Below are 20,191 nucleotides of genomic sequence, written 5' to 3' on the forward strand. Positions count from 1 at the left end.
AAAGCGTGAGCTCTTTGGAGGAGCTCACGCTTTTTTCTTTATTGGGTCTCTGCGGGACCGTCATTGGCGAGATGTTTTGGCTTTCGTACAAGGGCAACGATACCTCCAATTAAGTAGGCAATCCCTCCAAACAACCCTACACCAAACGTACCAAACGTCATTAGAACAGCAGTAATAATTAAAATAATCCCTGCTGCTTTTGGCTTTTTATTTCCTTTAAGAAAGACGATACATAGTATGCCAAGCACGATAGCAAGAATTGCTGCAATCAGCACTGTCCATGCACCTGCAGCCATTCCATCCATAATCTGATCAACAGAAATCTGGTCCGTATCAACATCTGGATCCTGGCTTAATATACTTTCAATCTCAGCCCTTGCTTGAGGGTTATCCCCCATGTTGACAAAGAATGCGCCAATAGCTGCAGCCAGCCCGAAAAACACGGCACCAATCACTGTAAAAACTATCTCTATCGTTCGTTTCATATCAATCACTCCCTTTTTTAATCAAACATTTGTCACATCTCTTTTTGTAAAGAATCCCCATGCCAGCCCAAGAAAAATGAGTAAGTAAGCAAGTAAGACGGTTACCGAAAATCCCAGGGTTAAATCAGAAATGACGGGTGAACCCGTAAAGAACTGATTTAAATCGGTATTCGCAAACAAAATATACTTCGCCCATTCCTTATCGGCAAAGAAGCTTACAATCGTATTCCCGGACATCATGAGAAAAATAGCTACACCAATGGCTAATGCACTATTTCTAAATACAGTCGAAATCATAAACGCAAATGTGGCCATCATTAACAAATTAACAGAACTTAACAAATACTGAGAGGCCGTATGTGTAAATATCGGAGCTTCAGTGACCTCGCCTTCCTTCATAAATAAATAGGGTTCCCCGGGGCTTGCCACACCAAACAAAACAGATCCTGTTAAGAAAGAAAGCACATAAAGAAATAATAGCATGGTAATAGCATAAACCAGAACCGACGCATACTTTGAAGCTAAAATTGTTGTGCGGGAAATAGGCCGGATCAGTAATAACTTAATTGTACCCCATCTGTACTCGTTTGCAATAATACTTGCTGCTACAATAATCGTTATTAAGCTGATAATGGATATATTACCCCGATTTTCCTGCACAAAATCCCATACATCGTAACTATCCGGTGGAATATCATTTTCAAGACGGTATTGGTTCATGGCGATCGTATCTTCGTTCATCGAAGCAAACCCCGGCTCTTCCTCAATTTCTGATTGCATCTGCTCATTTTCGGCTTGAAGCTGCTCTTCCCAATTCTCCCCGGATTGAGCAGAATCCTCGGAAAGTATACCTTCTACTTTAAAGAAAACCCCCATCCCAATTACAAACAAAGCGATCACAATCAGCATTACCCAGGTAGAGACTTGGGAATACATTTTCATTTGTTCATTCTTAATGAGCCGGATAAAATTATTCAATAGCTCCATCTCCAATCAAATCCAGGAATTTATCTTCAAGAGTGGAGCGAGTGATGGTCACTCCGTAAATGTTAATGTTTCCTGCGACCAGGTGATTAATAATATCAGGAAGTTCTTCCCTGGTTGCTGTGAACATAACTTCCTCGCCCCGAACCGTTACAATGCCTTCTGTTTTCTTCTTAATAATCGCTTCCGCCTCACGGAGAGGCTCTGCCTCAATCAAAATTTCTTTCTCATCTGTCTCTTCAATAGCATCATGTACCGATTGAATTGAAATCAATTCACCGTTTTTAATAATGCCGATCCGATCACACATGAGTTCCATCTCAGATAAAATATGACTCGAAACAATGACCGCTACGTCCTCTTCAGCAGCCAGCTTTCTTATGTACGCACGGATTTCCCGTATACCTGAAGGATCAAGCCCGTTAGTCGGTTCATCCAGGATCAGTACAGATGGATTGTGCAGCAGAGCTTGAGCAATTCCAAGGCGCTGCCTCATTCCTAGCGAATATTTAGATACTTTATCTTTCTGTCTCTTTTCTAGTCCAACCAGCCTCACGACATCATCAATACGTTCTTTTGTAATGCCCGGCATCATTCTGGAATAATGAACAAGGTTCTTCCTTCCACTCATAAAGGGGTACATCTCCGGGTTTTCTACGATTGCCCCGACATGTTTAATCGCTTCTTTGTAGTTTGATTTAATACTGTGGCCTTTAATTATTACGTCTCCTTCAGTCATACGCATTAAACCAACCATCATACGAATTGTTGTCGTTTTTCCTGCGCCATTTGGGCCGAGAAATCCAAACACTTCCCCGCTTCGAATTGTGAAATCCAGCCCTTTTATAATCGGTTTGTTTTTTATTGATTTCTTTAAACCTTTTAGTTCCATAATTGTTTCAGCCATATTATGATGGAACCCTCCTTTTTAAACAACTCCATTAATATCTACGATTTAAATCAGAAAGCGTTTCACCTAATTCCTATTTTTACTTCCCCTATCACTCATAATGGATTCATTCCCTTTTATTTGATAAAATTCAAGAAAAGGAAAAGGGAGGAACTATGAATGAAGATCGTTTCAATTGAACCGACCCCGAGTCCTCACTCAATGAAAATTAACGTAAACGAAGAACTCCCTTTTGGGGAAAGTCACAATTATAAACAAGGAGAACCGCTTACAGAGGCTCCCGAATATGTAGAGGAGCTTTTTAAGATTGAGGGAGTGAAAGGCCTTTACCGTGTTGCCGACTTCATTGCCTTAGAACGCAGTGCCAAAACCCCATGGGAGGAAATACTCCCGGAAGTCCGCGCTGTCTTCGGCTCTGAGGAACTAGCAGCCCAACCTTCAAAAAGCAAAGAACCTGCAGAAGCTTTTGGTGAAGTGAAAGTGTACGTGCAAATGTTTAGAGGCATCCCGATGCAGGTTAAATTAGAGGAGAATGACGAAGAACAGCGTGTCGGGCTTCCGGACCGTTTTATGGAGTCTGCCATGAAAGCAGCTCCCGCTTCACCTAACATGATCATGGAGCGCAAATGGGTAGAACAAAGTCCTCGCTACGGAGCAACTGAAGAAATTGGAGATCAGGTAAAAGAGGAACTAGCGGCCAGTTACGATGAAAAACGATTGGAAGAGCTCGTTAAACAAGCGTTTGATCAAGATACGTCAGAGCCTTCAGAATTCGCTGCGTCAAAGGTTTCTTTAGAAGTACTGGATGATCCGGACTGGAAGGTACGTTACGCTGCCCTTGATCGAATGGACCCGACAGCAGACGATTTACCTGTTTTGGATAAGGCATTAAATGACGAAAAAGCTTCCATACGCCGATTAGCAGCAGCTTATTTAGGAATGATTGAGGATCGTGCCGTTCTGCCATACCTGTATAAGGCCCTTCATGATAAAACGGTTACCGTCCGTCGTACGGCTGGCGACTGTTTGTCTGACCTGGGCTTTAAAGAAGCGATGCCCCAGGTGATCGAAACATTAAAAGATTCTAACCGCTTAGTGCGCTGGAGAGCAGCCATGTTCTTATACGAGCTTGGTGACGAATCAGCATTACCTGCTTTAAAAGAAGCCAGGGAAGATCCTGAATTTGAAGTACGCTTGCAAATCAACATGGCAATAGAACGTATAGAAGGCGGTGAAGAAGCCAAAGGGTCTGTATGGCACCAAATGACACAAGCAGCTAAACAAAAATAATCAGGAGGTATTATAAATGAATCCATATGAAGCATATATGAAGGAAATATCCCAACCGATGCGCGATGAACTGACCAACGCTGGTTTTTCTGAACTCACCACCCCGGAAGAAGTAGATGAGTTCATGGGTACAACAGAAGGGACAGCCCTGGTGGTTGTGAACTCTGTCTGCGGTTGCGCCGCAGGCCTTGCCCGCCCATCTGCACGTGAATCTCTTACTGCAGACAAGAAGCCTGATCATCTGGTTACCGTATTTGCCGGTCAGGATCGGGAAGCGACCAGCCGAATGAGAGACTATTTTGAAGGCTATGAACCTTCCTCTCCTTCAATGGCTCTGCTAAAAAAAGGCCAAGTTGTTCATTTCATCCCTCGCGAGGAAATCGAAGATCATGACGTAGAAGATATTGTAGAAAACTTAACCAATGCTTACGAGCAATACTGTTAACTGCTAATAAAAGCCCGCTCTCATATAGCAAAGAGAGCGGGCTTCTTTATGATGGATGTTAAGTTTAATGAGGAAATATAAGATCTTATCCCTTAACTGATTTTCGTTCAATGAGTTCTGTAGATAAGCTGTAATGCCGTTCTGCTTTCTCTCCTGCTAACAGCTGGAAGATAAGATGGACGGCTAAAGCTCCCGCCTCATATTTCGGCTGCCGGATCGTCGTAAGAGGCGGTGCGACGTATTCCGACAATTGAATATCATCAAATCCAAGAACTGAGATATCGTCAGGTACCTTAATTTTACGTTCTGAAAAAGCCTGCAGACCTCCAATAGCCATTTCGTCGTTCGCGTAAAAAACGGCATCAGGTAGGTTTTGCTGAGCGATTAACATCTTCGTAGCCCGGTAGCCGCTTTCGCGGGTGAAATCACCTGAGATTTTCAAACGGGATTGATAACTTACTTCATGGTCCATCATTGCTGCTTTATACCCTTCAAACCGCTTCTCATTATCGTGTGAATTATAAGGGCCGCTTACATAGGCTATGTTCCGGTGTCCTTTTTCTATTAAATATTCAGTCGCCAAATAACCGCCATGCACGTTGTCTACCTGTACTTCGAGCACCGAATCACTATCAATTTCGCGATCAAGCACGACGATGGGAAAATCCTTTCGCGCTGAAGATTTGATAAGAGAGTCACTTATGTTATGAGCTAGAATAATGGCTCCATCTACACGCTTTTCCTTCAAGAACTTCGTAGCGGTGGAAAGCTCCCCGCCAATTGAACTGCAGGCAATTAAATCATAGCCGTTCGCAGAGGTGACCTCCTGGACTCCTTTAATCAACTCAGAATAATAAGGTCCGGATAAATCACTTAAAATTAATGCAATGGTATTGGTTCTCGTTCTTTTCAAGTCAGAAGCGAATCCATTCTTCTGGTAATTTAGTTCTCTAGCTGCCTTTTGCACTTTTTCTACTGTAGCAGGACTGACCTTTTGTATTCCATTCAACGCATAGGAAGCTGTGGATACAGCGACACCAGCCCGCTTTGCTACATCTTTTATTGTTGCCATCCTCAAAATCTCCCGTCTGTTCGAATAAGAATATAAGTCCTTCTAGTTACAGGGTACCGTTTGCACCAAAAGAATTCCAATGACTTACATTTAGATTCCAAAAAACTCTAACACTCTTTGAATCTGTTGATCCCAATAGCCCCAGGCATGGCCGCCTTCCCCGCTTTCAAAGGTTATATTCAATCCTGCTTGGGAAGCATAAGAATAAAAATGAGTGTTTGCTTGATAATTATGATCCTCGGTTCCGCATGCTAAATACAACCTCAAATTTGCTTTTTCCCCTTCTGACAACTGACCGGCTAAATGGTAAAGGTCATCCCCGCTCCCTTTAATCGGTCTGTTACCAAAAATGTGATTGAAATCACTCGGGAAAGAACTTCTGCGGTCTTCAATATCCACTGAGCCGGATAAGCTGGCTGCAGCAGCAAATTGCCATGGAAAGGTCAGAGCCGTTTTAACGGCACCATACCCTCCCATGGAAAGTCCAGCAATATAAGTGTGCTCCCTACTCCTGGACAGCCGGAAAAATTCACCGGCCATTTCAGGAACTTCTTCCGCTATATATGTGAAGTAAGAAGGACCGTGCTCCATGTTTGTATAAAAGCTCCGGTCGGCTGACGGCATTATAACTGCAAGTTCTCGATCTTCCACATACCTTTCAATGGAAGTATAACGCATCCATTTACTCTCATTATCCGATAAACCATGGAGCAAATAGAGCACAGGTAATTCTTTATGACTATTTAACCTGTGTTCCGGTAAGATCGCTTTCATGGATACATCTAAATCCAGTGTATAGGAATGGAACTGGCAATCTAATAAAGCGATAATATCTGCTCCTCTCTATTCTCTGTTTTCACGAACAGCTAAAAGGAAAACTATTTTATCCCTGACATGGTGAACCCTTCGACAATGAACTTTTGAAAAAATGAAAAGATAATAATAATAGGAACAACCATAAAGGCAGCACCGGCCATTTGTAATGCAAAGTTATTGGCGTATTGACCCTGCAGCAGAGACAAGCCTACCGACAGCGTGTAGAGGCCTTCATCGTTGGCGATAATAAGCGGCCATAAGAAGCTGTTCCAGGCTGCAATAAAGGTTAGTATTCCCTGAACGGCAAAAATCGGCTTCGCTACCGGCATAATCAACCGGAAGAAAATATAGAATTCCCCCGCTCCATCCAGCCTTGCTGCTTCAATTAAATCGGTCGGAATTGTCGTCATGAACTGACGGAATAAAAAGATGCTGAAGGCAACCGCCAATCCCGGCAGTACAATACCAGCCATCGTATTGGTAAGTCCCATTTCATTGAGTAATAAATAGACCGGAATCATGGTGACCTGGCCCGGGATCATCATGGTAGCCAGTACAAAGTAAAAGACTTTCTCTCTTCCTCTAAAATCAAACTTAGCAAATCCGTAGCCTGCCATCGCATTAAACAACAACCCTACAAACGAACAAACAACGATAATTAAAGTGTTCTTTAAATAAACAGCAAAATTTAAACTCTCAAACAAATTCACATAGTTTTCAAGGGTGAACGTTTCCGGAAAAATGGTAGGAGGAATATTTAAAACTTCACTTTCTGGTTTAAATGAACTGGAAATCATCCATATAAAAGGGATCGAGACGATAATTCCGCCTATCACTAAAAGGGTGGTTACAATTGCTCTTTCAATCTTGCTCTTTTTTGTAACAGCTGCCATACGATATCAACTCCGTTACTTCTATAAGTTTCTACTTCACTAATACTCTGTATCCGATTTTCTCATCTTAAATTGGAACAGGGTCATAATAATAATTAAGATAAACAGAACAAAAGATCCTGCGGCTGCATAACCAAATTGACTGTATTGGAAGCCTTCTTTGTAAATAAATAACGCAATCGAAATGGTCCCATCCAGCGGTCCGCCATCCGTCATAACAAAAGGTTCCTCGAAGAACTGCATCCAGCCAATCAATGTCGTAACTGTCACGAAAAAGGTGGCGTATCTCAAAAGTGGAAGAGTGACGTTAAACAGCATTTGAATGCGATTCGCTCCATCCATTTCTGCAGCTTCGTAGTACGACCTCGGAATGCCTTGCAGGGCAGCAAGAAAGATAATCATATTAATCCCGATCCCTTTCCAAACTGCTAAAATAATTAAGGAGATTTTTGCGATAGTTCTGTCTTCAAGCCATGGAATATTCTCCACATTAATGATAGACAGCAAATAGTTAAACAACCCGTACTCCGTATTATAGAGGTACCCCCAAATTACAGCTACAGCGATAATGTTGGTGATTGAAGGCATATAATACACTGAGCGGAATACCGTAAACAACATATTGCTTCCATAGTTCAGAAGTAAAGCGATAGATAAGGAAGATATAATAACTAACGGGACTCCGATTACTACGTAAAACGCAGTGTTAAGCAATGAGGTTATGAATGTATCATCACTTGCAAGCTCTTTATAATTCTCAATTCCGATAAAATTAATGTTCGACCAGTCCGCCAGCCCTTTTAAATCCAAATCAGTGAAGCTGATCACAAAGGCAATGATGATGGGGATGATACTGAACACCGTTAATAGAATGACAGCAGGCGCTATAAATAAATAAGGATGCCGATCTTTATAGGCCTGGTTCAATAATTTTTTCATAATATCCCACCTTACAAAATCTGACAAAAAAAGAAGTGAATACAGAGGAAAGATCCATGAATACGATCCATACCCATCACCTATCTCCTCCATATTCACCCCTGCTGAGTTTGTGAATAGCCTGTACAATCCAACTCTTACTCTGCTAATAACTCCTCTGCTTTTTCATTAAAGCTGGACATCTCTTCTTCTACCTCAGCCCCACCGACATTAATTCTTTCAATACTGTCCAGAAGCTCCTGGGTGATCTGATCCCATTCTTCAATTTGAGGACCAGGTTGTGCATTTTCAAGCTGACGTCCAAATGTAGCATACATCGGGTCCTCATCGAGTACAGGGTCTTCCCATGCTTCTGTACGGGATGGCAGTGTATTAGACATTTCCAGCCATTCCAGTTGAGTCTCCGTATCGTTAATAAATGATAAGAACTCAAGGGACTCATCTACTTTGTCGGTATTGTGGAATATTGATAAATTTGCTCCGCCTATACTGGACATGCCTGTCTCTTGTTCAGGCATAACGGCAGTCGACCACTGTCCTTCAATATCCGGCGCCTGATCATTTAATATGTTAATCATCCAGGGACCGCTAAAGAACATTGGTTTGGTGCCATTTTCAAAAGCTTTAGTAATATCCTGGCCTTCTGACGTCTGACTGATCCCTTCATCAAAGAAGCTGTGATAATACTCCATCGCTCCTACAAATTCTTCACCATCAAAATTAAATTCACCATTCTCCGCTTCTTCTTCACTTACTTCATATCCATTCTGCCAGGCAAAAATAAATGGAGTAATTTGGTCATTTTGGTCAATATCCAACCCATAATCATCTTCACTCCGGTCGGCAAGCTGGCTTGAAGCATCTTTTAATTCATCCCATGTAGCCGGCGCTTCATCATAGCCCACATCTTCTAGTAAATCCTCACGATAGTAAAGCACACGGCTCTCAACATACCAGGGTACTCCTACTTGCTGGCCGTCATATTCCATCGTTGACCTTGCCCCTTCAAAGTAATTATCAGGTGCAAATTCAGGGTAGTCGTCCGTGTATTCCGATAAATCAAGCATCGCCCCAGCTTCAGCAAACTCAGGCACCCACGTTGTCCCTAATTGAAAAACATCGGGACCATCCTGCGAAGCTACAGCTGTTAACAGCTTGTCATGCGCGCTGTCCCACGGAATTGCCTGAACCTCTACTTTAATTCCATCCTCATTTTCTTCTTCAAATTTTTCAGCAAGTTCTTTTAACTGCTTCCCTTCTTCACCCATCGCCCATACAGAAATGGTATCTTCATCTTCACTTGAATTATCATCACTTCCGCCGCATGCACCAAGGAACACAGACATCGACATAACTGAAGCTAATGCAATGATCTTTGATTTCTTCATTGAACCTTACCCCTTTTTCATGTATTTTTAATAAAAATAAACCGTCATCGTCTTTTACACCGTAGAGATGGAGACCCTTCACTCCTTTCAAAAATTGATTTCTTACTATCAATTGAAACGTTTCGATAATTTGATTGTAATGAATTGTGTATACGCTTTCAATACTTTTTTCTAAATTTTTTAACATTTTTCTGTTTTATTGCTGCTTAATAGTTAGATCTTCCTTTCATTAATCTTCTGTAAAAACCTTAATACAGGAGTTTAACCCCTATAATTCATATTCAAAATTCGTCTAGTACTTAACTTAAATAACGTTTGACTCACTAAAAGAAAGCGCTTATACTCCTTGTATATCAATTTCGAAACGTTTCACTCTATATTACGGAGGGTCTATTTATGAAAAAACAACAATTAATATCTTTACTAGAGCAGATGACGATGAAAGAAAAAGTAGGACAACTCATTCAGTTAGCTACCCCCTTTTTAAAAGGTGCTTCAGATGGAGGTCAGATTACAGGCCCGATGGAAGGAATGGGAATAACTGAAGAGGTTGTACAAAATACAGGCTCCGTTCTCGGCGCTTCTGGAGCAAAAGAAATAAAAACGATTCAGCAAACTCATTTAAAAGAAAACAGGCTGGGTATTCCCCTTCTCTTCATGTCTGATATCGTACACGGTTATAAAACGATCTTTCCTGTTCCGTTAGCTATCGGATGTTCATGGGACCTGGAAGCAGCTGAAAAAAGTGCAGAAATAGCAGCCGCAGAAGCAGCTGTATCAGGAATTCACGTAACGTTCGCTCCTATGGTCGATCTGTCACGAGATCCAAGATGGGGCAGAGTAATGGAATCAACAGGGGAAGACCCTTACTTAAATAGTCAGTTTGCCCGTGCCTTCGTGCGGGGCTTTCAAGGAGATTTTGAAAACGATAGGCAGCGTGTAGCCTCATGTGTAAAGCATTTTGCAGCATATGGAGCAGCCGAGGGCGGTCGTGACTATAATACCGTAGATATGTCCGAGTGGCAGCTACATGAAAATTACTTACCTGCATATAAAGCGGCCCTGGATGAAGGCTGTGAAATGGTGATGACGGCTTTCAACATCCTAAACGGTGTTCCTTCTACCGGAAATAAATCTCTCATGCGTGACCTCTTAAGAGAAGAATGGGGTTTTGAAGGAGTCTTAATTTCCGATTGGGGAGCTGTAAAGGAATTAATTCCTCACGGTGTTGCTGAAGATGAAAAACAAGCCGCCCGCAAGGCTTTAGAAGCGGGAGTCGATATTGAAATGATGACAGAATGCTACGTCAACCATGTGGAGGAATTGATTGATGAAGGGTCTCTAAATGAATCACTTTTAGATGAGGCAGTGCTTCGAATCTTAAAGCTCAAGCAGAAACTTGGTCTGTTTGAGAATCCATACCGCGGAGCTGATGAACACTTAGAAAAAGAAATTATTTTAAACGAAGATCACCGAACTGCAGCGAGAGAATTGGCTGCAAAGTCATCGGTATTATTAAAAAACGATCAGACTCTTCCTCTTCAACCTTCACAAAAAGTGGCCCTGATCGGCCCCTTTGCTGATAATCATGACATTCTCGGGCCTTGGTCGTGGCTTGGTTCAAAAGAAGATACGATTACATTGGATCACGGAGTAAAATCTTATGCAAAAGAAGTGAAGATCGCCAAAGGGGCTGGAATCGATACAGGGTCGGATCATCAAAGAAAAACAGCTGTCGAAGCCGCAGCAGAGGCAGACGTTATTATTCTTGCTTTAGGAGAAAGCTCAGACATGAGTGGAGAAGCAGGCAGCCTTACTGACATCCGCCTCCCAGAAGCTCAGCTGAAACTCGTCCGGGAAATAAAGAATTTGAACAAACCAATCGTCACTGTGCTGTTTAACGGGCGTCCGCTTGACCTTCATGGAATCATAGAAGAATCAAACGCCGTTCTAGAAGCCTGGTATCCAGGTACAGAAGGCGGTCAAGCCGTCGCAGACTTACTTTATGGAACAACAAATCCATCCGGAAAATTAGCCATGTCATTCCCAGACTCTGTTGGACAAGTCCCTGTCTACTATAATCACTACAATACAGGCCGTCCTAAAGATGCACCAGACGCTCAGGTGCGATTTGTCTCCCAGTATTTAGACAGCCCTAACAGTCCTCTTTTCCCTTTTGGATATGGACTCAGCTACACTTCTTTTGAATACAGCGGGATAACAATTTCCAGCGAGGAACTAAAGGTTGGTGAAAGCCTCAGCGTTTCTACCATTGTGAAAAACACAGGAGATACCACTGGAGAAGAAGTAGTCCAGCTTTATGTAAGGGATGTGTGCGGAGATGTCGTCCGGCCTATGAAAGAGTTAAAAAGGTTTGAGAAAGTTTGTCTGCAGCCAGGAGAAGAGAAAAATATCACCTTTAGGTTACATGAAGAGGATCTGCGCTACTATCATTCCAATTTAGAGTACAGTAGTGATGCAGGAAAATTCGAAGTTTTTGTGGGTCCCAATAGCAAACAAACTGCCAATGCTTCTTTTGAATTAATAAACTAGCGTTTTTAAACCCGTCTTTTTTTAGAGACGGGTTCTTTTTTCACTCGATTGATAGAACCATTACTTTTTTATCATATTTAAAATATTCAGAATTTTTTATTAAAAAATGTTTACGCTTACAATTTCTTTAGGTATACTTCTAGTCGAAACGTTTCACTAAACTATAAAAGGAGTGTTACTTTGAAGAAAAACTTAAGTCTATTAGCTGTTCTATCATTAATTTTCTGTGCATTAATGCCGGCTTCCTCAATAGCCACCCCTTCTGAAAAAGGGAAAAAAACGGCCCTGTCAAAGCAATTAGAAGCTATTTCTAACCAAACTTATCGTTATTTCGAGGATTTTACAGACGAGAACACCGGATTAACGTACGATGCGGTGCGAAAGGATGATGGAGAAATTGATCCTCAAAAGCATACGTCCCCTACCAACATTGGGATGTATATGATGAGTACCATCGCCGCTGAAGAATCCGGGCAGCTTACTGAAGAAGAAGCTGTCTCAAAAATTCAGACGACTCTTGATACATTAGAGGAAATGGAAACATGGAATGGATTATTCTATAACTGGTATAACACAGATGACGGCTCTCTTATGACCGACTGGGGCGAATTCATCTCCACCGTCGATAATGGTTGGCTGTCAGCAGGTCTCATCGTTTCCGGGCAGGCCTATCCTGAGCTTAATAAGCAAACGAGTGACCTTGTCGATAATATGGATTATTCCACTCTGTACGATCCAGAAGTCGGCCAAATGCATGGAGGGTATGACGTGGCTGAAGGAAGCTTAACAGACCACTACTATGGAGCACTCTATACAGAGCCGCGTGTGGCCAGCTACTTATCAATCGGAAAAGGCGACGTTCCTACAACTCACTGGTGGAAAATGGAACGAACAATGCCTGAGGATTGGGATTGGCAGTCTCAAACACCTGAGGGCTATACGGAAACCTATGACGGAATTGAAGTTTTCGAAGGTCATTACACGTATAACGATCAAAAATTTGTACCAAGCTGGGGTGGCAGTATGTTTGAAGCCCTGATGCCGCAGCTTGTGATGAAAGAGAAAGAACTCGGTAAAAAGGCTCTCGGTTTAAACAACCAGCGCCACGTAGATATTCAAATTCAATACGCAGAAGAACAAGGCTATGAGGCATGGGGAATGTCTCCGGCAGCTACCCCTGATAATTACAAGGAATTCGGGGCGGCGCCTCTTGGTCATGAAGGCTATGAAGCTGATGGAACCGTAACCCCTCACGCTACGTTTCTAGCCCTGGAGTATGCACCGATGGAAGCCTTTGAAAATATCCAGACGCTTAAAAGCTATGACACTTATGGCAAATATGGATTTCTTGATTCTGTGAATGTAGAAACAGGAGAAGTGACAGAAGCATATCTAGCGCTTGATCAAGGGATGTCTATAGTCGCTATTGCTAACTACCTTCATGATGGCGTCATTCGGGACTACTTCCACCAGGATGATATTGGTAAAACTCCGGAAGAGCTATTAGAGAAAGAAGAATTTTCAATTCAATAAACTGCTTCATAAAAATCTCGCAGAAGGTTTCTCTTTCTGCGAGATTTTTACTGTGATAGAAAACATCTCATAAGCGCCTGGTCTTACGATAAGTAATCATTATCACCGTTGATTCAAAATAAGTACTCCTCTTGCCCCTCTTCGTTACGTATAATAAAGGTAAGTTTAAGAAACGAAAGAGGCGATGATGATGTCCGATTCTATTAAACGACAGGTGCAGGAAACCTTCTCCAAAAGCAAAGAAGCATACGTTACCAGTTCCACTCACAACAAACAGAGTGATTTAGATCTCATTACAGAATGGCTGCAGCCGCAGCCCACATGGAAGGTGCTCGACATTGCAACCGGCGGCGGCCATGTTGCACGGCAGCTCAGCCCTGATGTTGAAATGGTATTTGCATCAGATCTTACTAAAGAAATGCTGGCCAATACTTCCACTCATTTAAAGTCATTTTTGAATATTCATTATATCGTAGCAGACGCGGAGGAATTACCTTTTATCGAAGCCACGTTTGATGCAGTTACATGCCGGATCGCCCCTCATCACTTCCCAAACCCTGACCGATTCATACAGGAAGTCTCCCGGGTTCTTAAACCGGACGGTCAATTCGTTATGATCGATAATATCGCTCCCGAAGACAATGAACTGGATAATTTTTATAATACTTTTGAGAAAATGCGGGACTCTAGTCATCACCGGGCATTAAAAATTTCCGAATGGAAAGACCTGCTTAACGCCCAGGGCTTACCCATTTATAAAGAACTTTCACGCAAGAAAACCCTCCCCTTCCCTGAATGGTCTCTGCGTACATTAGAAAAACACGAGGCCGCTAATGTTGAAAACTTTTTCTTAAAAAGCTCTGAGAAGCTTTCCTCTTATTTCTCGATCGTTATCAAAGGTAACAAAGTGCAACAGTTCTCGATCGATGAGTGGATGGTCCTCTGTCGTAAACAATCCTTTAGTTGAATGCAGATCCTTTCATCAACTCAGTACTGTGATCGCAGATAAATTCTAATTTCCGCTGTGATCAAGGTGGTAACCCTTTTAGTTAATATGGATTTCATGTTATTAGAGCTCTTGAACTTTCTGAACCTATAACTTTTTGTTATAGGTTTTTTTATGTTTATTTTAATTCTATAAGGGACAGGCTGAACCTAGAACATTATGCAAATATGTCGTGAAGTAAAGAGTTTGAGGTGACGTAATGGAAATTGTAGATATGGCCCGGATCCTCTTTGGATCATCAATGGGGTTTCATATTATATATGCGACGATCGGCGTTGGACTTCCTATTATGATTATTTTAGCAGAGTTCATGTATTGGATTAAGAAAGATGAGCATTATGCAATTATGGCTAGACGCTGGACAAAAGGTTTTGCCATATTACTGGCTGTATCAATTGCTTCGGGCACAATTGTCGCTGTGCTGCTTTCTTTACTCTTCCCTAATTTTATGGAGATTGTTGGTCAGGTAATTGCACTTCCCTTCCAATTAGAGATCTTTGCCTTTCTTATTGAAGCAGTCTTTATGTCCATTTATTTGTATGCCGCTGATCGTCTGCCTCAGGGCCTGCGTGTTTTGAGTATTACCTTTGTCGCTATGGGGGCCACTGCCTCTGCGATTCTAATCACTGATGTCCACTCCTGGATGAACACACCGGCCGGATTTGATATCTCAGAAAATGGAACGATCACCAACGTGAATGTATTGGAAGCTTTTTTTAACCCGAGCTTCGGGGTAACGGCCATACATGTCACGCTGTCTGCTTATATGACCGCGGCCTTTCTAATAGCCTCCATTGCAGGTATTCGTTTGTTAAAGCGGCAGCTTTCGAGTGCAGAACGAGAATACCATAATAAAGCTCTTATGATTGCCCTTTATTTTGGCGCAGCTATGTCTCTCGCTACGGCAATTAACGGGCATGAAACAGCGCAAATGCTTCATGAAGAGAACCCTAGAAAACTGGCCGCAGCAGAAGGACTCTTCGAAACAACTCGATATGCAGGTTTGTCGATTGGCGGGTATACTTCCATGGAAGATCAAGAAGTAAAGTATGCAATTGAGATTCCGGGTGCTCTTAGCTTCTTAGCGGGTGACCGCTTTGATACCGAAGTAACAGGATTAAATGAATATCCTGAAGAATTGTGGCCGCCACTCTATGTCCATATTTTATTTAATATCATGGTCGGCATAGGTTCTTTGTTAATCATACTTGCCTTTGCCGCCTTATTCTGGAAGTGGATATTAAAACGTGATTTCCCCGGCTGGATGCTGGCTCTTCTTGTTGTCAGCGGCCCGCTGGCTGTGATCGCAATTGAAGCCGGTTGGTGCTTCAGCTGTATCGGCCGTCAGCCATGGACCATTAACGACGTCCTGCCGACAAAAGATGCTGCTACGAAATCAGGCAGTGTTGGAATTCTGCTTGTATCATTTCTATCGTTATATGCTGTACTGCTGTTCGTTACTGGATTTGTGTTGAGGTATTACTTTAAGCGTCATCCTGTAAAAAATGATCTTTCAGAGGGAAGAGCGTAATAACTCAATAAAATTTTTAAATACCAGTAGAACAAGAAAGGAGGAAGACCTGGTGGAACCTGCTATTATAGCCATTACACTTTTGTGGAGCCTGCTGTTTATCTACGCCATGCTTGGCTCACTAGATTTCGGTGCCGGTTTCTGGGGCATGATTTATGGGAAAAATGATCAAACGAGTGCTTCCCAAATTGCTAACCGATTTCTCTCACCTACCTGGGAGGTTACAAACGTATTTTTCGTCATCTTCGTCGTTGCTCTCGTCAGCTTCTTTCCTTTTGCTACTACAATGCTTGGAAGCTTATTGTTAGTTCCTGTTGGAATTGGACTGTTATTATTGACGATTCGAACAACCTTTATGGTATTTGCGAACCATGCGAACAAATACAGGGACCTTCTTGTTATTACATCCGGCCTTACAGGACTGATCATTCCCGCGTTACTTGTAAGTATGCTTCCTATTACACTTGGTGGGTTTGTTGAAATTGTAGATGATTACCCAAGATTGTTATATGCAGAATTAATTGCCCATCCGACCTTATACATGCACATTGCCTTTGGGATCAGCACTGAATTGTTTATTTCTGCCGTTTTTCTTATGGATTACTCTCAAGAGGCGGAGGATTGGTCAGCATATCAAACTTATAGAAATCACTCACTTTGGCTGGGACCCGTGTCAATTATAATTGCAGTCCTCACCATTGAAACAATGCCCTCTGAGGCTTCCTGGTTTGTGGAGACCGTTAAAAGCAATCCCCTGTGGTTTGGTTTATCCATGCTTTTCTTTTTGCTCGGATACGCTTTTTTATTCCTCAAAGGGAAGCACGGTAGAAGGGGACGGGCCCGTCTGGCTGTAATCTCAATTATCATTCAATACGGCATCGCGGTTTATGCTTACGGGACAGCTCATCTTCCTTACTTAATTTATCCCGACTTAACAGTAAGCGGAAGCTTCACGAATCCTACAGTTTTTTACCAGCTTCTCATTGTTTATGCCGGTGGATTTGCAATCCTCATCCCAGGGTTTATTCTTTTCTGGAAATTATTTCTCAAGGATCAGCGCTATTTAAAACAACAATAAAAAAGACGCGGCCAGTTACATCGCTGCGTCTTTTCCATTGCATAAGCCTTACTCAGGTGGGGAGAGTTTATGAAAGCCGCTGCAAAATCCCCTCCCGCCATTAAGCAGTTTAATGCTTGAACTGGGGTTCGCGGAGGAAGGCGAAAAACATGATCTTCATCGCCTGAGAGGTATAGAAAGAAAGCAGGATTTTCTCCCCAGCTAGCTCCTGCTATCCACCATCCAGGTTTAGGAATGTTTGTAAATCACTGTACTGTATACTTGTGATTTTGCTTTAGGATCAATGGTTCGCTTTGCACTATTTACAGCAGTCATGGCTTCGGAAAAGCCAGAAGCAATCAGCATGGTTTTATGCGGATAAATGGCCGCATCCCCGGCGGCAAAAATTCCTTCTATATTCGTACTCAGATCATGTCCAACAGAAATCCGGCCTTTATCAGTTTTCAGCCCCCACTGCTCGTACAAACTTTTTTCAATCCTTAACCCTTGATAGACGAGGAGCTCTTCAACTTCCAGTCTATCGCCTGTATCGAGGTTCAGCCCAGATAAAGTATTTCCCTCCCCTTTCAATTCAACAGCCCTGGTTTCTCGATGGACGTGGACACTGGAGGCCTCCAGTTTATCAATATCGTGCTCGTACACAGCTTTAAATTCAGAACCGTGGTTAATTAAATGTACTTCCGAAGCTATACCCTCTAGAGCCAATGCCCAGTCCACTCCAACCCGGCTGTCTGATATCACTGCCGCCTTTTTCCCTTCATATTGTTTGATATGTTGAATAGTGTAATGAATATTAGAAGCATGGGTTTTACTTCCTGGAAGATCCACACCCTCCATATCGAAAGTTCCTAACCCTGAAGCCACGATTACCGTTTTTGAGAAGTGCTGGGCTCCTGCAGCCGTTGTTAAAATGAAGCTTCCATCCTCCACTTTTTCAATAGAAGCTATTTGCTCTCCTGTAACAATTGCAGGTTGAACACTCAGCGCCTGCTTTTCCACACCTTCAACTAAATCTTCACCTCTGACACCGTAAAACCCGCCCACATCGTAGATCTTCTTCTCGGGGTAAAAGAACGAAACTTTGCCGCCTAGATCAGACTTGTATTCAATTATTTTCGTTTTCATATCGCGCATGCCGCAGTAAAAGGCTGTGTACAATCCGGTTGTTCCGCCTCCAATAATCGTGACATCAAATTGATCATTCATCGCTGACCTCTCCTTACTTTGTTTTCATTAATAAGTAAATAAAATATGGGGTGCTTACGACTGTAACGACGATGCCGACTGGTATTTCAGCGGGGGCAACAAGATTACTGCCAATAATATCAGCGAATTGTAAAATAGCTGCTCCAAGCAAGGCTGATACAGGAAGCATGCACTCATACTTCGGCCCTATGATTCTCCTTGCCATATGCGGTGCTACCAGCCCTAAGAAGGCGATCCCTCCTGCTGCTGCAACCGACAGCCCAGCCAGACTAACTGCTAAAAGCAGCAGGATTCGACGTTCTCTTTCCACAGGGGCACCCAAACCTTTAGCCAGATCATCCCCCAACATTAATACGTTTATCGCAGATGTCTTGTATAAGCTATAGATGATCAAAAGAATAATCCAGGGAGCCGTTGCCCCGACAAAGCTCCAGTTCGCACTCCATATGTCCCCAGAAAGCCATACCATTGCCTGCATAAAATCCTGAGGATTCATTTGCACCTGAAACAGTATTAATGCTGCACTAAACCCAGCATTTACTCCAATCCCGACGAGGATTAAACGAATCGGCTCTATTCCTCTGTCCCAGGCGAGTGCGTAGACGAGCAGTGCAGCCAGGAAAGCGCCCACTAAGGCAAACAGCGGAAGTAAATAAACACTCCAGCCACTAAGAGAGCTCATTGATGACTGGAAAAAAAAGATATATAAAACGACTACAAACCCGGCACCTGTGTTGATTCCTAATATTCCAGGCTCTGCTAAATCATTTCTGGTCACCCCTTGTAAAACAGCCCCTGAAACACTAAGAGCCATCCCGACTAACAGAGCAATGATAATACCTGGAAGTCGAAATTGAAATAAAACCAGTTCCTGACGTGTATTTCCTTCTCCTAGAATACTCTGGACTACTTCTGCAGGGCTGATCTGAATAGACCCTGAATTTAAGCTCCACAAGAATAAACCTATATTCACAATGATAAGGCCGACGATCCAAACAATGAACTGACTAAGCCTTCGTTCCATTACATACTCCCCCTTTCGCCACGTGCTAAGTAGAGAAAGAAAGGAACCCCAATGAGTGCTGTAATCGCACCTACCGGGGTTTCGTAAGGAGCGTTTATCAGACGTGCACCTGTATCTGCCATAACGAGAAGCCATCCGCCCAGAATCGCAGAAACTGGTATGATGAGTCTGTAATCAGATCCGATTAGAAAACGAGTAATATGGGGGATGACCAATCCAATAAATCCTACAGTTCCCGCAACAGACACAGCGGCTCCTGATAGGATAAACACGACTACGACCCCTGAGGATTTAATTAAGATTGTATTTTGACCCAGCCCTTTAGATATGTCTTCTCCAAGGCTGAGCACCGTCATTGACTTGGAAATTGCCAACGCTAAAACCAAGCCGACTAATCCTGCCACAGCAAGCACCTGGACTGATGACCATGACGTATTCGCCAGACCTCCGGCATACCAGAAGCTCATTTGCTTAGCGACCTGGAAATGGAGAGATATAGCGGTAGCCAAAGAACTTAGCATTCCTCCTATAGCAACGCCGGCTAATGCTAACTTAACAGGGGTCAGCCCTCCACTTGAAAGTGACCCGACAGCTATCACCAGTACAACAGCCAGGCCTGCACCAGCAAAAGAAGCTGCCATCATACCCCCGTTTGATAAGGAAGGGAAAAACACTAACGCTATGATAAGAGCAAAAGCTGCTCCGTGTGTCACCCCCATGACTGACGGTGATGCAAGTGGATTTCTGGTTAATCCTTGCATGACTGCCCCCGATACGGCTAGAAATGCCCCCACTAATGCCGCCCCAACCGCACGAGGCATTCGTAATTCTTGTATTACCTGATGGCTCGTATTAGCTGGATCAAAGTTGGATACAGCCTCCCATACCGTAGATAGTTTAATATCCGCAGCTCCGAGTGCTACAGACCATCCCAGTGAAAAAATTAATCCCACTGCTGCCAAAACAAAAATAACAGACGCCCGTCCGATCCGTTTCGGCTCAATTTCCTTATTTACTTCCCCCAATTTCACTCAGCCC

General features: G+C 42.9%; 18 protein-coding genes. 7 read left to right on the plus strand and 11 right to left on the minus strand.

What is annotated here, in order from left to right; all coding sequences use genetic code 11:
• Window positions 1–38 precede the first annotated feature (38 nt).
• Genes C1A12_RS19630 through C1A12_RS19640 form a run of 3 tightly spaced genes read right to left on the minus strand, consistent with a single transcriptional unit; the run spans window position 39 to window position 2,376 of the window.
• Window positions 39–485: a DUF4064 domain-containing protein gene (locus tag C1A12_RS19630; protein WP_101846777.1), complete on the minus strand. Its 447-nt coding sequence runs from the start codon at window positions 483–485 to the stop codon at window positions 39–41.
• A 21-nt stretch (window positions 486–506) separates the two neighbouring features.
• The gene (locus tag C1A12_RS19635) at window positions 507–1,463 is read right to left on the minus strand and encodes an ABC transporter permease (protein WP_101846778.1); all 957 of its coding nucleotides are present in this window, start codon (window positions 1,461–1,463) and stop codon (window positions 507–509) included.
• Complete coding sequence (locus C1A12_RS19640) at window positions 1,456–2,376, minus strand: ABC transporter ATP-binding protein (protein WP_101846780.1); 921 nt, start codon at window positions 2,374–2,376, stop codon at window positions 1,456–1,458. The genes C1A12_RS19635 and C1A12_RS19640 overlap by 8 nt, the downstream gene beginning before the upstream one ends.
• A 162-nt stretch (window positions 2,377–2,538) precedes the next feature.
• Here C1A12_RS19640 and C1A12_RS19645 point away from each other — a divergent pair, with 162 nt between their 5' ends.
• Together C1A12_RS19645 and C1A12_RS19650 are read left to right on the plus strand one after the other, a co-directional pair.
• Window positions 2,539–3,669 (plus strand): conserved virulence factor C family protein, encoded by a 1,131-nt coding sequence (locus tag C1A12_RS19645; protein ID WP_101846782.1) that lies wholly within the window; start codon window positions 2,539–2,541, stop codon window positions 3,667–3,669.
• Window positions 3,670–3,685: 16 nt separating this feature from the next.
• A complete protein-coding gene (locus tag C1A12_RS19650) occupies window positions 3,686–4,114 on the plus strand; it encodes a BrxA/BrxB family bacilliredoxin (protein WP_101846783.1) in 429 nt (142 codons plus the stop codon).
• A gap of 85 nt (window positions 4,115–4,199) precedes the next feature.
• On the opposite strand, the gene C1A12_RS19655 is transcribed toward C1A12_RS19650, so the two are convergent.
• From C1A12_RS19655 to C1A12_RS19675, 5 genes are all read right to left on the minus strand, one after another.
• Entirely contained in the window at window positions 4,200–5,186 is a 987-nt protein-coding gene (locus C1A12_RS19655) for a LacI family DNA-binding transcriptional regulator (protein ID WP_101846785.1), read from the minus strand.
• Between the two features lie 90 nt (window positions 5,187–5,276).
• Window positions 5,277–6,017, minus strand: a complete 741-nt coding sequence (locus C1A12_RS19660; protein ID WP_373420497.1) for an alpha/beta hydrolase — start codon at window positions 6,015–6,017, stop codon at window positions 5,277–5,279.
• 47 nt (window positions 6,018–6,064) lie between these two features.
• Window positions 6,065–6,895: a carbohydrate ABC transporter permease gene (locus tag C1A12_RS19665; RefSeq protein ID WP_101846790.1), complete on the minus strand. Its 831-nt coding sequence runs from the start codon at window positions 6,893–6,895 to the stop codon at window positions 6,065–6,067.
• Window positions 6,896–6,934: 39 nt separating this feature from the next.
• A complete protein-coding gene (locus C1A12_RS19670; protein WP_101846944.1) occupies window positions 6,935–7,834 on the minus strand; it encodes a carbohydrate ABC transporter permease in 900 nt (299 codons plus the stop codon).
• 137 nt (window positions 7,835–7,971) lie between these two features.
• On the minus strand, window positions 7,972–9,222 hold the full coding sequence (locus C1A12_RS19675; RefSeq protein WP_101846791.1) for a sugar ABC transporter substrate-binding protein: 1,251 nt from the start codon (window positions 9,220–9,222) through the stop codon (window positions 7,972–7,974).
• 396 nt (window positions 9,223–9,618) lie between these two features.
• Here C1A12_RS19675 and bglX point away from each other — a divergent pair, with 396 nt between their 5' ends.
• The 5 genes from bglX (at window position 9,619) to C1A12_RS19700 (ending at window position 16,923) form a co-directional block, all read left to right on the plus strand.
• Window positions 9,619–11,775, plus strand: coding sequence for a beta-glucosidase BglX (bglX, locus tag C1A12_RS19680; RefSeq protein WP_101846793.1), 2,157 nt, complete (start codon window positions 9,619–9,621; stop codon window positions 11,773–11,775).
• 180 nt (window positions 11,776–11,955) lie between these two features.
• The gene (locus C1A12_RS19685) at window positions 11,956–13,308 is read left to right on the plus strand and encodes a glucoamylase family protein (RefSeq protein ID WP_235001692.1); all 1,353 of its coding nucleotides are present in this window, start codon (window positions 11,956–11,958) and stop codon (window positions 13,306–13,308) included.
• Window positions 13,309–13,498: 190 nt separating this feature from the next.
• Window positions 13,499–14,275: a class I SAM-dependent methyltransferase gene (locus C1A12_RS19690; protein ID WP_235001693.1), complete on the plus strand. Its 777-nt coding sequence runs from the start codon at window positions 13,499–13,501 to the stop codon at window positions 14,273–14,275.
• Window positions 14,276–14,513: 238 nt separating this feature from the next.
• A complete protein-coding gene (locus tag C1A12_RS19695) occupies window positions 14,514–15,845 on the plus strand; it encodes a cytochrome ubiquinol oxidase subunit I (RefSeq protein ID WP_101846796.1) in 1,332 nt (443 codons plus the stop codon).
• A 52-nt stretch (window positions 15,846–15,897) separates the two neighbouring features.
• Entirely contained in the window at window positions 15,898–16,923 is a 1,026-nt protein-coding gene (locus C1A12_RS19700) for a cytochrome d ubiquinol oxidase subunit II (protein ID WP_200816628.1), read from the plus strand.
• Window positions 16,924–17,151: 228 nt separating this feature from the next.
• On the opposite strand, the gene C1A12_RS19705 is transcribed toward C1A12_RS19700, so the two are convergent.
• The 3 genes from C1A12_RS19705 to C1A12_RS19715 are packed head-to-tail and all read right to left on the minus strand — an operon-like array spanning window position 17,152 to window position 20,184.
• On the minus strand, window positions 17,152–18,129 hold the full coding sequence (locus C1A12_RS19705) for an NAD(P)/FAD-dependent oxidoreductase (RefSeq protein ID WP_101846799.1): 978 nt from the start codon (window positions 18,127–18,129) through the stop codon (window positions 17,152–17,154).
• Window positions 18,130–18,142: 13 nt separating this feature from the next.
• Window positions 18,143–19,153 (minus strand): iron ABC transporter permease, encoded by a 1,011-nt coding sequence (locus tag C1A12_RS19710; protein WP_101846801.1) that lies wholly within the window; start codon window positions 19,151–19,153, stop codon window positions 18,143–18,145.
• Window positions 19,153–20,184, minus strand: a complete 1,032-nt coding sequence (locus C1A12_RS19715; RefSeq protein WP_200816629.1) for an iron ABC transporter permease — start codon at window positions 20,182–20,184, stop codon at window positions 19,153–19,155. Before C1A12_RS19715 ends, C1A12_RS19710 begins: the two co-directional genes overlap by 1 nt.
• Window positions 20,185–20,191: the final 7 nt, after the last annotated feature.

Origin of the sequence: Halobacillus sp. Marseille-P3879, from assembly GCF_900240285.1 — a bacterium.
Classification (GTDB): Bacteria; Bacillota; Bacilli; order Bacillales; family Halobacillaceae; genus Halobacillus_A.